This window comes from Mesorhizobium sp. ESP7-2, assembly GCF_020164715.1.
In the GTDB taxonomy this organism is placed as follows: Bacteria; Pseudomonadota; Alphaproteobacteria; order Rhizobiales; family Rhizobiaceae; genus Mesorhizobium.
In genome coordinates this window covers 1-13,690 of the sequence record NZ_JAIUGQ010000005.1, presented here as the reverse complement: position 1 = coordinate 13,690, position 13,690 = coordinate 1, and the positions used below count along the sequence as shown (strand labels likewise).

Annotated in this window: 8 protein-coding genes; 4 read left to right on the top strand and 4 right to left on the bottom strand. The window is 64.0% G+C overall.

Going from position 1 to position 13,690, the window contains the following annotated elements:
* Positions 1 to 167 precede the first annotated feature (167 nt).
* Together gltB and LB543_RS06850 are read left to right on the top strand one after the other, a co-directional pair.
* Positions 168 to 4,901, top strand: coding sequence for a glutamate synthase large subunit (gene gltB, locus LB543_RS06855; RefSeq protein ID WP_224613553.1), 4,734 nt, complete (start codon positions 168 to 170; stop codon positions 4,899 to 4,901).
* 140 nt (positions 4,902 to 5,041) lie between these two features.
* Positions 5,042 to 6,496, top strand: a complete 1,455-nt coding sequence (locus tag LB543_RS06850) for a glutamate synthase subunit beta (protein ID WP_224613552.1) — start codon at positions 5,042 to 5,044, stop codon at positions 6,494 to 6,496.
* Between the two features lies 1 nt (position 6,497).
* On the opposite strand, the gene LB543_RS06845 is transcribed toward LB543_RS06850, so the two are convergent.
* On the bottom strand, positions 6,498 to 7,691 hold the full coding sequence (locus tag LB543_RS06845) for a DUF459 domain-containing protein (protein WP_411908750.1): 1,194 nt from the start codon (positions 7,689 to 7,691) through the stop codon (positions 6,498 to 6,500).
* Between the two features lie 69 nt (positions 7,692 to 7,760).
* On the bottom strand, positions 7,761 to 8,984 hold the full coding sequence (locus tag LB543_RS06840) for a lytic murein transglycosylase (RefSeq protein ID WP_140810578.1): 1,224 nt from the start codon (positions 8,982 to 8,984) through the stop codon (positions 7,761 to 7,763).
* Between the two features lie 200 nt (positions 8,985 to 9,184).
* On the opposite strand from LB543_RS06840, the gene galU reads away from it, so the two are divergent.
* Positions 9,185 to 10,099 carry a UTP--glucose-1-phosphate uridylyltransferase GalU gene (galU, locus tag LB543_RS06835; RefSeq protein WP_181178348.1) on the top strand — a complete coding sequence of 305 codons (915 nt, stop codon included), beginning with the start codon at positions 9,185 to 9,187 and terminating at the stop codon, positions 10,097 to 10,099.
* A gap of 219 nt (positions 10,100 to 10,318) precedes the next feature.
* On the opposite strand, the gene LB543_RS06830 is transcribed toward galU, so the two are convergent.
* Positions 10,319 to 12,103 carry an outer membrane beta-barrel protein gene (locus LB543_RS06830; protein WP_224613550.1) on the bottom strand — a complete coding sequence of 595 codons (1,785 nt, stop codon included), beginning with the start codon at positions 12,101 to 12,103 and terminating at the stop codon, positions 10,319 to 10,321.
* Positions 12,104 to 12,163: 60 nt separating this feature from the next.
* A complete protein-coding gene (locus LB543_RS06825; RefSeq protein WP_224613549.1) occupies positions 12,164 to 12,349 on the bottom strand; it encodes a hypothetical protein in 186 nt (61 codons plus the stop codon).
* Between LB543_RS06825 and LB543_RS06820 the strand changes: the two genes are divergently transcribed.
* The gene (locus LB543_RS06820) at positions 12,348 to 13,349 is read left to right on the top strand and encodes an SIS domain-containing protein (RefSeq protein WP_224613548.1); all 1,002 of its coding nucleotides are present in this window, start codon (positions 12,348 to 12,350) and stop codon (positions 13,347 to 13,349) included. The two genes, LB543_RS06825 and LB543_RS06820, sit on opposite strands and share 2 nt — an antisense overlap.
* The last annotated feature ends 341 nt before the right edge of the window (positions 13,350 to 13,690 follow it).

The window sequence follows — 13,690 nt, the reverse complement described above, 5'->3', positions numbered from 1 at the left end:
CGGCTCTGGCCTGTACGATACCGGATGTGAACCAGCGGCGTGCCGCCTGGTTCGGCGATTTTGCAAGACGTGCCGCAAGGATGAAGGGCGAGCCCAAGTGCTCGCCAAGGCAAACCAGCGCCCCCAGGCTGACCAATGCCAAGTGGCGCGGAACGGAGGATAGGACGATGACGGAATTGACGCTCTCTGCGACGAACGGCCAGGCCGCGCAGACGGAAGCGGCCGCCGTCAAAAATACCTCCACCAAAAATCGTGCGCCCACCGGCGGCCCGACCGCCCAGGGTCTCTACGATCCGCGCAACGAGCATGACGCCTGCGGCGTCGGCTTCATCGTCAACATGAAGGGCGTGAAGTCGCATCAGATCGTCAAGGACGGTCTAGCCGTGCTCGAGAACCTGACGCATCGCGGCGCCGTCGGCGCCGATCCGCTGGTCGGCGATGGCGCCGGCGTGCTGGTGCAGCTTCCGGATCTTTTTTTCCGTGAGGAGATGGCGGCCCAAGGTATCGAACTGCCACCGCTAGGCCAGTATGGCGTCGGACACTGGTTCATGCCGCAGGATGCCATCCTTCGTGCCCATGTCGAAGAAATCATCGCGGAGTCGGCGCAGTCCGAAGGGCTGCCGCTGCTGGGATTCCGCGACGTGCCCGTCGACAATTCGTCGCTATCGAAGGCGGCTGACATCGTCGCGTCCGAGCCGTTCCACCGCCAGGTCTTCATCGGCCGCACGGCTGACATCACCGACGACGAGGAATACGAGGCCAGGCTCTACCTGCTGCGCAAGGTTATCTCGGGCCGCATCTACGCCGAGAACGACAACAAGGACATCGGCGCCTATTGCGTGTCGCTGTCGGCGCGCACCATCGTCTACAAGGGCATGTTCCTGGCCTATCAGGTCGGGGCCTACTACAAGGACCTGACCGATCCGCGCTTCCAGACCGCGCTGATCCTCGTCCACCAGCGCTTCTCGACCAACACCTTCCCGTCGTGGAAGCTGGCGCATCCTTACCGCATGGTCGCGCACAATGGCGAAATCAACACCGTGCGCGGCAACAACAACTGGATGGCGGCGCGCCAGGCGTCGGTCGATTCCGAACTGTTCGGCAACAACATCTCGAAGCTCTGGCCGATCTCCTATGATGGCCAGTCCGATACGGCGTGCTTCGACAATGCGCTCGAGTTCCTGTTCCAGGGCGGCTACAGCCTCAGCCACGCCATGATGATGCTGATCCCGGAAGCCTGGGCCGGCAACAAGCTCATGGATGCCGACCGCAAGGCTTTCTACGAATACCATGCGGCGTTGATGGAACCTTGGGACGGGCCGGCCGCGGTCGCCTTCACCGACGGACGCCAGATCGGCGCCACGCTCGACCGCAACGGATTGCGCCCGGCGCGCTACATCGTCACCGATGACGACCGCGTCATCATGGCTTCGGAAGCCGGCGTGCTGCCGGTGCCGGAGGAGAAGATCGTGCAGAAGTGGCGGCTGCAGCCCGGCCGCATGCTTCTGATCGACCTGGCCAAGGGCCGCATCGTCCCCGACGAGGAAATCAAGTCGGAGATCGCGACCAAGCATCCCTACAAGACCTGGCTTGGCAATACGCAGCTCATCCTGGAAGATTTGAAGCCAGTCGAGCCGCGCGCGCTGCGCAAGGATGTCAGCCTGCTCGATCGCCAGCAGGCGTTCGGCTACACCCAGGAAGACACCAAGCTGTTGATGTCGCCGATGGCGACCACCGGTCAGGAAGCGGTGGGCTCGATGGGCACCGACACGCCGATCTCGGCGATGTCGGACAAGTCGAAGCTGCTCTACACCTATTTCAAGCAGAATTTCGCCCAGGTCACCAACCCTCCGATCGACCCGATCCGCGAGGAGCTGGTGATGAGCCTGGTGTCCTTCATCGGACCTCGGCCGAACATCTTCGACCTGGTCGGCAATTCGCGCCGCAAGCGGCTCGAGGTGCGCCAGCCGATCCTGACCAATGGCGACCTCGAGAAGATCCGCTCCATCGGCCACACCGAGGACCGTTTCGACACCAAGACGATCGACATCACCTATGGGTCGAGCGAGGGTGCTGCCGGCATGCAGGGCGCCATCGACCGGCTGTGCGAGCGTGCGGAAGCGGCGGTCGCCGGCGGCTACAACATCATCATCCTTTCCGACCGCCAGCTCGGACCGGACCGTATCGCCATTCCGGCGTTGCTGGCGACGGCCGCCGTGCACCATCATCTGATCCGCAAGGGGCTGCGCACCGCGGTCGGCCTGGTCGTCGAATCCGGCGAGCCGCGCGAGGTGCATCATTTCTGCTGTCTTGCCGGGTATGGCGCGGAAGCGATCAATCCCTATCTCGCCTTCGACACGCTGCTCGACATGCACAAGCGCGGCGAATTGCCTGAAGAGGTCGACGCCTACGAAGTGGTGTCGCGCTACATCAAGTCGATCGGCAAGGGCATCCTCAAGGTGATGTCCAAGATGGGCATCTCGACCTACCAATCCTATTGCGGCGCGCAGATCTTCGACGCCATCGGGCTGAAGACCGATTTCGTGCAGCAGTACTTCACCGGCACCGCGACGCTGATCGAAGGCGTCGGGCTGGATGAGGTCGCGGGCGAAACCGTCAGCCGTCACACGGACGGTTTCGGCAGCGATCCGGTGCTGCGCAACAGCCTTGAGGTCGGCGGCGAATATCTGTTCCGCATGCGCGGCGAGGCGCATATGTGGTCGCCCGACGCGGTCGCCACCTTGCAGCACGCCGTGCGCCAGGGATCGTGGGAGACGTTCAAGGACTATTCGGCGCAGATCGACAGCGAGACGGCGCGCGCCCAGACCATCCGCGGCCTGTTCAAGATCAGGCTGGCGGATGAGACCGGCCGCACGAAGGTCGCGCTCGACGACGTGATGCCGGCGGCCGACATCGTCAAGCGCTTCTCGACCGGGGCGATGTCGTTCGGCTCGATTTCCAGGGAAGCGCACACTACGCTGGCGCGCGCCATGAACAAGATCGGCGGCAAGTCGAACACCGGCGAAGGCGGTGAAGAGGCCGACCGCTATCTGCCGCTGCCTGGCGGCGGCAAGAACCCGGAACGTTCCGCGATCAAGCAGGTCGCTTCGGGACGGTTCGGCGTGACGGCCGAGTATCTCGTCAATTCCGACGTCATGCAGATCAAGGTGGCTCAGGGCGCCAAGCCCGGCGAAGGCGGCCAGTTGCCCGGCCACAAGGTCGATGCGACCATTGCCAAGGTTCGGCATTCGACGCCGGGCGTCGGCCTTATCTCGCCGCCGCCGCACCACGACATCTATTCGATCGAGGACCTGGCGCAACTGATCTACGATCTGAAGAACGTCAATCCGGCGGCCGACGTGTCGGTCAAGCTGGTGTCGGAAGTCGGTGTCGGCACGGTCGCGGCGGGCGTTGCCAAGGCGCGCGCCGACCACATCACCATCTCGGGCTATGATGGCGGCACCGGCGCGTCGCCGCTGACCTCGCTCAAGCACGCCGGCAGCCCGTGGGAAATGGGCCTTGCCGAGACGCACCAGACGCTGGTGCTGAACGGCCTGCGCTCACGCGTGGCGCTGCAGGTCGATGGCGGCCTGCGCACCGGGCGCGACGTCATCATCGGCGCGCTGCTCGGCGCTGACGAATTCGGCTTCTCGACCGCGCCGCTGATCGCGGCCGGCTGCATCATGATGCGCAAGTGCCATCTCAACACCTGCCCGGTCGGTGTCGCGACGCAGGACCCGGTGCTGCGCAAGCGCTTCAAGGGCACGCCCGAGCACGTCATCAACTTCTTCTTCTACGTGGCGGAAGAGGTGCGGGCGCTGCTCGCCGAAATGGGCTTTACCCATCTTGACCAGATTATCGGCGACGCCGACCTTCTGGAGAAGCGCGACGTGATCCAGCATTGGAAGGCGCGCGGGCTCGACTTCTCGAAGATGTTCTACAAGCCCGACGCGCCGCATGAAGCGGTGCACTGGACCGAACGGCAGAAGCACCCGATCGACGATGTGCTCGACCGCAAGCTGATCGAACTGGCCAAGCCCGCGCTGGAGGCGAAGCAACCGGTCAAGATCGAAGTCGACATCCGCAATGTCGACCGTTCGACGGGCGCCATGCTGTCGGGTGAAGTGGCCAAGCGCTTCAAGCACAAGGGCCTGCGCGAGGACACGATCCAGGTCAAGCTCGCCGGAACCGCGGGCCAGTCGTTCGGCGCGTTCCTGGCGCGGGGCATCTCGTTCGAACTCGTCGGCGCCGGTAACGACTATGTCGGCAAGGGCCTGTCGGGCGGACGCATCGTCATCCGGCCGCCGCAGGAAGCCAGGATCGTCGCGGCCGACTCCATCATCGTCGGCAATACGGTGCTCTATGGCGCGACCGAGGGCGAGGCCTATTTCGCCGGCGTAGCGGGCGAACGTTTCGCGGTGCGTAATTCGGGCGTGGCAGCCGTCGTCGAAGGCGTCGGCGACCATGGCTGCGAATACATGACCGGCGGCGTCGTCGTCGTCATCGGCAAGACCGGCCGTAACTTCGCCGCCGGCATGTCGGGCGGTGTCGCCTATGTGCTGGACGAGGCGGGTGATTTCGCCGAGCGCTGCAACATGGCCATGGTCGAGCTGGAGCCGGTGCCGGAAGAAGACGACCTGATGGAAAAGCTGCTGCACCATGGCGGCGACCTCGATCACAAGGGCCGCGTCGACGTGTCGGGCGACATGACCAGCCATGACGAGGAACGGCTCTACCAGCTGATCTCGAACCACGTGCACTATACGGGTTCGGTGCGCGGCCGCGAGATCCTCGACGACTGGACGACTTTCCGGCCGAAATTCCGCAAGATCATGCCGGTCGAATACCGCCGCGCGCTGATCGAGATGGAACGCATGCGCATGGGCGTCGCGGCCGAATAGATTTTTGAGAATTGCCGGGGAGCCCAGGCTTCCCGGCCCCTTCATCGACAGTTGACCTCGGGCTCAAGGTTGCCATGGCTGCCTCAAGAGGTTAACGGGTGCGGCGAAAACCGCACCATCTGGACAGCAGGAACTGGACTATGGGCAAGGTAACAGGCTTTCTCGAAATCGACCGGCAGGTGCACAAGTACCAGCCTGCCTCCGACCGCATCCGGCACTTTCGCGAGTTCACGCTACCGATGTCGGACAAGGAGGTCGAGAAACAGGCCGCGCGCTGCATGGATTGCGGCATTCCGTTCTGCCACGGGCCGACCGGCTGCCCGATCCACAACCAGATCCCGGACTGGAACGACCTCGTCTACAACAGGGATTGGGATAACGCGATCCGCAACCTGCACTCGACCAACAATTTCCCGGAGTTCACCGGCCGCATCTGTCCGGCACCTTGCGAGGAAGCCTGCACGCTGAACCTCGAGGACATTCCGGTCGCCATCAAGACGGTGGAGCAGGCGATCGCGGACAAGGCCTATGAGACCGGCCATATCAGGCCCTATCCGCCAGAGAAGAAGACCGGCAAGCGCGTCGCCATCATCGGCTCCGGCCCGGCCGGCATGGCGGCCGCCCAGCAGCTTGGCCGCGCCGGCCACGACGTGCATGTCTACGAGCGCGAGAGCCGCCCCGGCGGGCTGATGCGCTACGGCATTCCGGACTTCAAGATCGAGAAGCACTATATCGACCGGCGCATCGAACAGATGCAGGGCGAGGGCGTCGCATTCCACTGCGGTGTCAATGTCGGCGTCGACAAGCCCGTCGCGGAACTGCTGACCGAACATGATGCGGTGCTCTATTGCGGCGGTTCGGAAACACCACGCGCGGCCGGCATTCCAGGCGATGATCTCGGCGGCGTGCATGACGCGATGCCTTATCTGGTCCAGCAGAACCGCCGCGTCGGCGGCGAGCCGATCCAGTCCGTGGCATGGCCGTCGCATCCGATCATCGCCGGTGGCCAGCATGTCGTCGTCGTCGGTGGCGGCGATACCGCGTCCGACTGCGTCGGCACCGCCTTCCGCCAGGGCGCGGTGCGCGTCACCCAACTCGACATCCGTCCGCAGCCGCCCGAGAAGGAAGACAAGCTCTCCGTCTGGCCCTACTGGGCGACCAAGATGCGCACCTCGTCCTCGCAGGCCGAGGGCGCCGAACGCGAATTCCAGGTGGCGACGCTCGAATTCATCGGCGAGGAAGGCCAGCTTACGGGCGTGAAGTGCTGCGAGGTCGACGAGAAGCGCAAGCCGATCGCCGGCACCGAATTCGTCATCCGCGCCGATCTCGCCTTCATCGCCATCGGCTTTGCCGGCCCGGCGATGGCGGGCGTTGCGGCGGAACTGGAGGGTGAGATGAAGGTCACCACCGACAGCCGCCGTTCCAGGAATGTCGAGGCCAATGATCGCGACTACAGGACCAGCGTCGACCGGCTCTATGCGGCGGGGGACGTGCGCCGCGGCCAGTCGCTGGTCGTCTGGGCGATCCGCGAAGGCCGCCAGGCGGCACGCTCGATCGACGAGGCGCTGATGGGGACGACGGTGCTACCGCGTTAGACTAAGGACTGATCGCTGTCGTGGTGTCGCTTGCCGCCGCCGCGGCTGCCGGACTTGCCTTCGGGGGCCAGGAGAAATCATCGGCGCGGCCTGGCGACGCTTCCGGCGCCTTGCCCTCGATCACCAGCCTTTCCCCGGGAAGAGCTGGATTGGCCTTCGGCGGCGGGGCAGCGCCGAGCAATTCCGTGCCGCCGTCGAGCGCGGGATCGCTGAGCAGCATGGGCTGGGTGCGATCGATGACGATGGGCGCGGCCGCCGGAGCGGGTGCTTCGACGGGTGCGCCCGCCGGCGCGACGGCCGGCGCCACGCTTCCTGGCGCGGCCAATCCAAGGATCTTCAGCAGCGGCTTTTCGGTGTAGAAGGCGAGTTTGCGCTTGCCGGCCTTGGACACGTTGATGCCGTCATCGGCGCGCAGCCGCACGGGCTGGCCGTTCATGTCGGGGCCGTTGGTGATGAAGGCGCCGTTCTCGTCGACGAAGCCGTCCCAGACATCGACGAACTCGCCGCCGTGGCTTTCGGCCGCCTTGTGGTAGATGTCGTTGAAGGCCAGCATGTCCGAGGTCATCTTCGGCACCCGGAAGGCCGGCATGCCGACCCACAGGAAAGGCACCTTGGCGGTGGCGATTGCCTTGCCGAACTCATCGGTGCGGCGTTCGTATTCCTTGGTCCAGTTCTCGGAGCGGGGCTGCTCGCGCACGTCGCCGACCTTCATTTGCTGGCGGTCGTTAGACCCCAGCATGACGACCACCGCGGCGGGTTTTTCGGTTTCGATCAGCGATTTGATCTGTTCGGGCCAGTTGTAGAAATCATCGCGCACGAAGCCTGACGAGCCATTGCTGCGGACAACGATCCTGACACCGGTATTCTCGGCGAAGGCGTCGTCCAGACCCTCGGCGAGGCCCGCCGCCATGAAGTCGCCGACCACCAGCACGGTGCGGGCGTCCGGCGCTTTTTCGACCACGGGCGTTGCCGGCTCCGCTGGCGGGCGAGGCGCACGCGGCTTTTTCTTCGGCTTAGGCGTCGCCTGCTGAATGTCCTGCGGCGGCTCGACCCGCTCGCTGCGGCGCGGAAACAGGAGGTCGCGCAACGACCAGCCGCGGCTCTGCTGTGGCTGCTCCTGCGCCATGGCTGGGGCATGGACGGCGCCGGCCACGGCAATGGCGAGCACGGCGAAGGCCAGGACCAGCACCGGCATGCGACGAACGAACGCCCCGACGCGCGCAGGCCACACCAATCGTTCCCTCCCTACTCAATACGTCAGGCTCTATTTCCGCCTGAGCCATTTCAGCACTTCCAAGCTCGGATAGCCATCCTGGGTCAAGCCGACCTTTGCCTGATAGGCCATAATGGCCGTCTTCGAGCCGTCGCCGATCTTGCCGTCGAATTTGCCATCATAAAGGCCATGCTGGGAAAGTCGCTTCTGCAACTCCTGCCGTTCCTCGAAGCTGAGCTTGGTGAAAGGCCGGTTCCAATCCTGCACCAGGCCGTTGCCGCCGGCGATCTCATCGGCAAGCAGACCGACGGCGAGCGCGTATTTGTCGGCATTGTTGTAGGCCTTGATGACCGAGAAATTCCTGATCATCAGGAAGGCCGGCCCGCCACGGCCATCCGGCACTTTCAGCGTCGCCTTGTCGGCGAGGCTCTTGAACGGCTTGCCGCTGGCGCGGACCACGCCGAGCGCCTGCCATTGCGCCAGCGTCTTGGATCCGGCCGGCAATTTGCCTGCCGGCAACGTGACTTCGTAGCCCCAGGTCTTTCCGGCCTGCCAGCCATTCTTCTTGAGCAGGTTGGCTGATGTCGCCAGCGCATCGGGAATGGAATTCCAGATGTCGCGCTTGCCGTTACCGTCCATGTCGACGGCATAATGCTGGTAGCTGGTCGGGATGAACTGGGTCTGGCCCATGGCGCCCGCCCAGGAGCCCATCAGATGGCTCTCGTCGATGTCGCCGGTTTGCAGGATCTTCAGGGCCGCGACCAACTGGGTGCGAGCGTATTTCGAACGTTTCGCGTCGCCATAACCCAAAGTCGCCAGCGAACGGATGACGTTGCGCATGATGTCGTCGCGCTTGAGGATCTCGCCATAGTTGGATTCCATCGACCAGATGGCCAGGAGAACGTACCGGTCGACGCCGAACCTTGCCTCGATCCTGTCCAGCCAAGGCTTCCATTTCTTCGCCATCAGCTGCCCGACGGCGACGGACTGGTCATGGACGCGGTTGTCGAAATAATCCCAGGCGGGGGCGGTGAATTCGGGCTGCGTGCGAGCCTTTTCCAACACTACCGGGTCGGCTTCTTTGATGCCGCTGAATGCTTGGTCGTAAATAGCGCCGGAAACGCCGCCCGCCACGGCGGTGGCGCGGAAGCCGGCGACCCATTGCCGGAACCCGGCGTCGGCGAAAGCCGGCCCGGTGGGGATGAGCAAAGTGAGCGAGAGGCTGGCTGCCGTCATGGCGCTGGTAAAACGTTTTGCGGCATTGCGAACGGACATCTTTTCCTCCTTCTCTGTCTCAGGAAAGACCATTCATCGCCGAACCGGGTTAGGAATTGGTTTACCATAGGTGTCGCCTGGAACGAAAAGACACCTCGATGCTTTAACCGGTGGAAGTTTCCCTCACCCGCCCAGTAATCTTCGATTCCGGCGTGAAAATGTCGCGAGACGGGATTGCGGTGCGGGCCAGCAAACGGATAATTGAAAGTATGAAGAGAGTTCGCAAGGCAGTTTTCCCGGTCGCCGGTCTCGGCACGCGGTTTCTCCCGGCCACCAAGGCTGTTCCCAAGGAGATGCTGACCGTCGTCGACAGGCCGGTCATCCAGTATGTCGTCGATGAGGCGCGCGAGGCGGGCATCGAGCATTTCATTTTCGTGACCGGCCGCAACAAGGCGGTCATCGAGGACCATTTCGATATCCAGTTCGAGCTCTATGACACACTGGCACAGCGCGGCAAGGACGAGCAGCTTGCCCGACTGCAACGACTGCAGCCGTTGCCGGGCCAGACCAGCTTCACCCGCCAGCAGGTACCGATGGGTCTCGGCCATGCCGTCTGGTGCGCGCGCGAACTGGTCGGCGACGAACCTTTCGCCCTGTTGTTGCCGGACATGATCATGCAGTCGGAGAAGAGCTGCACGAAAGCAATGGTCGAGCTCTACGAGGAAACCGGCAACAACATCATCGCCGTGCAGGAATGCGATCCGGCGGAGGCCCATAAATACGGCATCGTCGGGCGCGGCGAAGACACGCATCACGGGTTCCGCATCACCGAAATGGTGGAAAAGCCGAAGACCGGCACGGCGCCGTCCAACCTCTACATCAACGGCCGCTACATCCTGCAGCCGGAAATATTTGGGATTCTGGAAGGACAGGAGAAGGGCGCCGGCAACGAGATCCAGCTCACCGACGCGATGCTGAAGCTGGAGAAGCAGCAGGCCTTCTACGGCTACCACTATCAGGGCCGTACCTTCGATTGCGGTTCGCCGGAAGGTTTTGTCGAGGCCAATGTCGCCTTCGCGCTGTGGCGCAACGACATGAACCAGAGCATGGCCGGCGTCATCCGCACGCTGCTCGACGAGATGCAGCCATCGGAGCGCCGCGGGGCGGCATTTTAGGCCCCACTTTCGTCATCCTCGGGCAAAGCAGGAGCGTAGCGACGTCGCGGAGACCCGAGGATCCATTCCGTTACATAGACCCAGAGTGTAGCGGTCCGGAACGATGTCCCCAGGCCTACCATCGCGGAGGCGACCCATAAATCGCGGCATGGATCCTGGGGTCTGCGCCGCGTCGCTTCGCTCCTTGCTACGCCCCAGGATGACGAAGCTCATACTCCTTCAGCGCTGCACCTTCACGCCGAGGTAGATGCTGTTGGCGGTGTAGTCGCGGCCGGGCAGGTTGCTGGTCAGCTTTTCGGTTCTCAGCCGGCTGGTGAGGCCGGCATAGCGGTTCAGCCACCAGGTCAGCCCGGCCTCGGCGCTCAATATCCTGTCGTGGCCGTCGATGCCGACATAATCGCGCCAATCCAGGCCCAAAGCCGCATTCGCGGTGAGATTGGATCGGATCACGCGTTCGCCGGTCAGGCGTCCGGAGTAGAGGATATCGCCACTTTCGCCCGACGTGGTCGTGGTCTCGACGGTGGTCTTGCCGGTCAGGCCGATCGTGGTGCCGCGCTGCGGCGACCATTTGAGATCGGCATTGACGGTGGCCCCCGAAATCGCTTCCAGGTTCTTGTCGTCGATCGCTTCCCTGAGCCAGCCGGCCGAGAATTCACCCGACAGCTTTTCGCCCATGTCGAGTTGCAGGCCGGCGCGGGCGCCAAGCCGCGTCGAGGAGCGCTCGAAGCCTTCATTGTCGATGCGCTGGTCATAGGCCCGGCGGCCGACCTCGATTTCGGTGAAGGGCGTGAGCGCCGGAGATATCTCGTAGCCGGTGCGCAAGGTTGCGGTGTAGAGCGTGTTGTCCTGATCTTTCTGCGACAGCGAGGTGCCGTCCGAGAGCTTGGCGTCACCATAGAAGTCGTGTGTGATCGCCCCGGTCAACGTGTACTGCATCTTGCCGACGGCCTTCTCGACGCCGATGCTGCCGTCGATCGTCTGCCGCAGCGGCTGGGTGCTGACGCCGGCAATGGCATCGGGCGAAGACGCGGATTCCGGCACGGCTTCGTAGCCGAGCTTGGCGATGGCGCGCAATTCCTTGTCGAGGTCGACATTGAGCTGGCCTTCGATGCGGCCCTGCGCATCGTGAACCGGGTAGCCCGACACGGTTTCGCGGAAAATGCCATAGCCGTCGATGGTCGCGGAGTTTTCGCGCCAGTCGGAAGCGGCGGTAAAGCGCAGCGCCGTCTCGGACAGCAGCGCCGATGTACCGGCACTGCTCGAATCGCCGTTCGTCGTGGCGGTCAGCCCCTGTTCGATGGTCGGCCGGATGACGAAGGAGCCCCATTTGACGCCGGTGGCGGAAAACGGATCGTCCTCTGGTTTCTTGTTTCGGCCCTCGATTGCGGCGGTGCGCTCGGCGCCGGCATCGAGTTTCTGCCTGTCCACACTGTCGATCGTGAGTGCACGGCGGTTGGCCGCTTCCTTGTCCGCCGCGCTGCTGTCGGTGTCGTCCGTCGTCGCCGTGGTGGCCGTCGTGGCGGTGGTGGTTGGATCCGTAGCCGCCTTGGTGCGCTTCTTCGCCTTCGACTTGTCGGCAGCCTTGTCCTTTGCCTTGTCAGCCGCATTCTGCCTGGCGGTCGAAGTGCGGCGCGGCTTGGGTGGCGCTGGCGTGTCGGCGGAGGTATCGTCGCTGGCCTGGGGCGGGTCGAAGACGCTGGTGGTCGAGTTCGCGGCGTCCTTGTCGTCAGGCACGGCGCCAGCGCTGGCCGGCAGATAGGTGCGCGCCGGCGCATCGTCCTGCGCGGCAGCGTCGGCCGCCGCTTGCTGGGCAAGAACCAGGTTTCTCGCCTTGCGCTGCTGGTCGGACAGGATCGCCGATTCGGACACTTCTCCACGCAGTTCCGTTTCCTGGGCATGGAGCGGCGCAGGACGCAGCAAGGCAAGGATGCTGGTCGCCAGCAGCAAGGCGCAGACCGCCTTGCCCTGTCGTCCTCTCAATTTTTCTGGCTGGACCCCGGACATCGCCACCACTGCTTGCGCGGCGCATGCGCGCCATACTTACCGAACCGTAAATGGGGATGGTTAACGGAGGGTTGAGGCCGCGCGCGCCATGGGCTCGAACGCCGATTTGGGAGTCTTACGACCGTCGTTGAGCTTCCTGTTCTTGCGCTTGTCGTTGTCCCAATCGATCGCACGGCGTTTGAGCAACAGGCGCGGGGCCATTTCCGTTGGACAGGCGGGCGGCAAAGCGCTAATCGCATCATCCATGCATGCGAAATCCCCGGAAAAGAAGCCCTTGGACAGGCAGGCGTCGATCGAATCGGCGCTGAGGACCGTGGCAACCGAACAGGCCGGGATTGCGGCCCTTGCCGACGCGCTCGAGAACGGACTGGCAGCACCCTTTGCCCAGGCCGTCGAAATGATCTCGAAGATCGAGGGCCGGCTGATCGTCACCGGTGTCGGCAAAAGCGGCCATATCGGTTCGAAGGTCGCGGCGACGCTGGCCTCGACCGGCACGCCGGCGTTCTTCGTCCACCCCGTCGAGGCCAATCATGGCGATCTCGGCATGATCGCCAGGGACGACGCCATCATCGCCATCTCATGGTCGGGCGAGAGCAAGGAGATGATGGGCATCGTCGCCTATTCCCGGCGCTTCTCCATTCCGCTCATCGCCGTGACCTCCGGGGAGACGTCGGCGCTGGCGCGCGCGGCCGACGTGGTGCTGCTCTTGCCACGTACCCCCGAGGCCTGCCCGCATGGCCTGGCGCCGACGACATCGACGCTGCTGCAGCTGGTCATCGGCGATGCGCTGGCGATCGCGCTGCTCGAGGCGCGCGGCTTCACGCCGGACCATTTTCGCACCTTCCATCCCGGCGGTCAGCTCGGCGCCAACCTGACCATGGTCTCCGAGATCATGCGGGTCGGCGACCAGATGCCGCTGGCCGCGCTCGGCACCAAGATGCCGGAAGCGGTGATGACATTGTCACAGAAGAAGGTCGGCTGCGTGCTGATCGTCGACGCGAACGGCGAACTGGCCGGGATCATCACCGACGGCGATGTCGCGCGCAACCTGCACCGCAACCTGGCCGATGTCATCGTCGACGAGGTGATGACCCGCACCCCCAAGACGGTCGACCCACAGACGCTTGCGGGCACGGCGATCGCGCTGCTCAACGAGCACAATGTCGGCGCGCTGGTGGTGACCAGGAACAACATTCCGCTGGGCGTGGTGCATTTCCATGACCTGTTGCGCATCGGCGCAGCCTGAGGTGCGCTGATATTCAGGTGAGGCCGGCCTGCGAAGGCCGGTGCTCATATGTGGACGGCCCCCTGCTTGCAAGGTTTTGGCTGAAGATGATTTGATCGGATCGCTTGCGCTCATATGTCCGGCCTTTTGCGCGCGGACATGTGAGCGCTGGCCTAGATGGGCTTCACGGATAGCGAGTTCCAAACACGTACCACGACATTGACTGCCAGTGAGCACCTCGGAGTGTCTCGCTCGTCCCGGTTCGACCGGTCACACCATCTTCTCCTCTGCTTGCAAGTTCCGGCCTTCAGTGTCGAGCGTGCGCTCGGCACCGAACTCTTAATGCTCTCACGGCACCACAG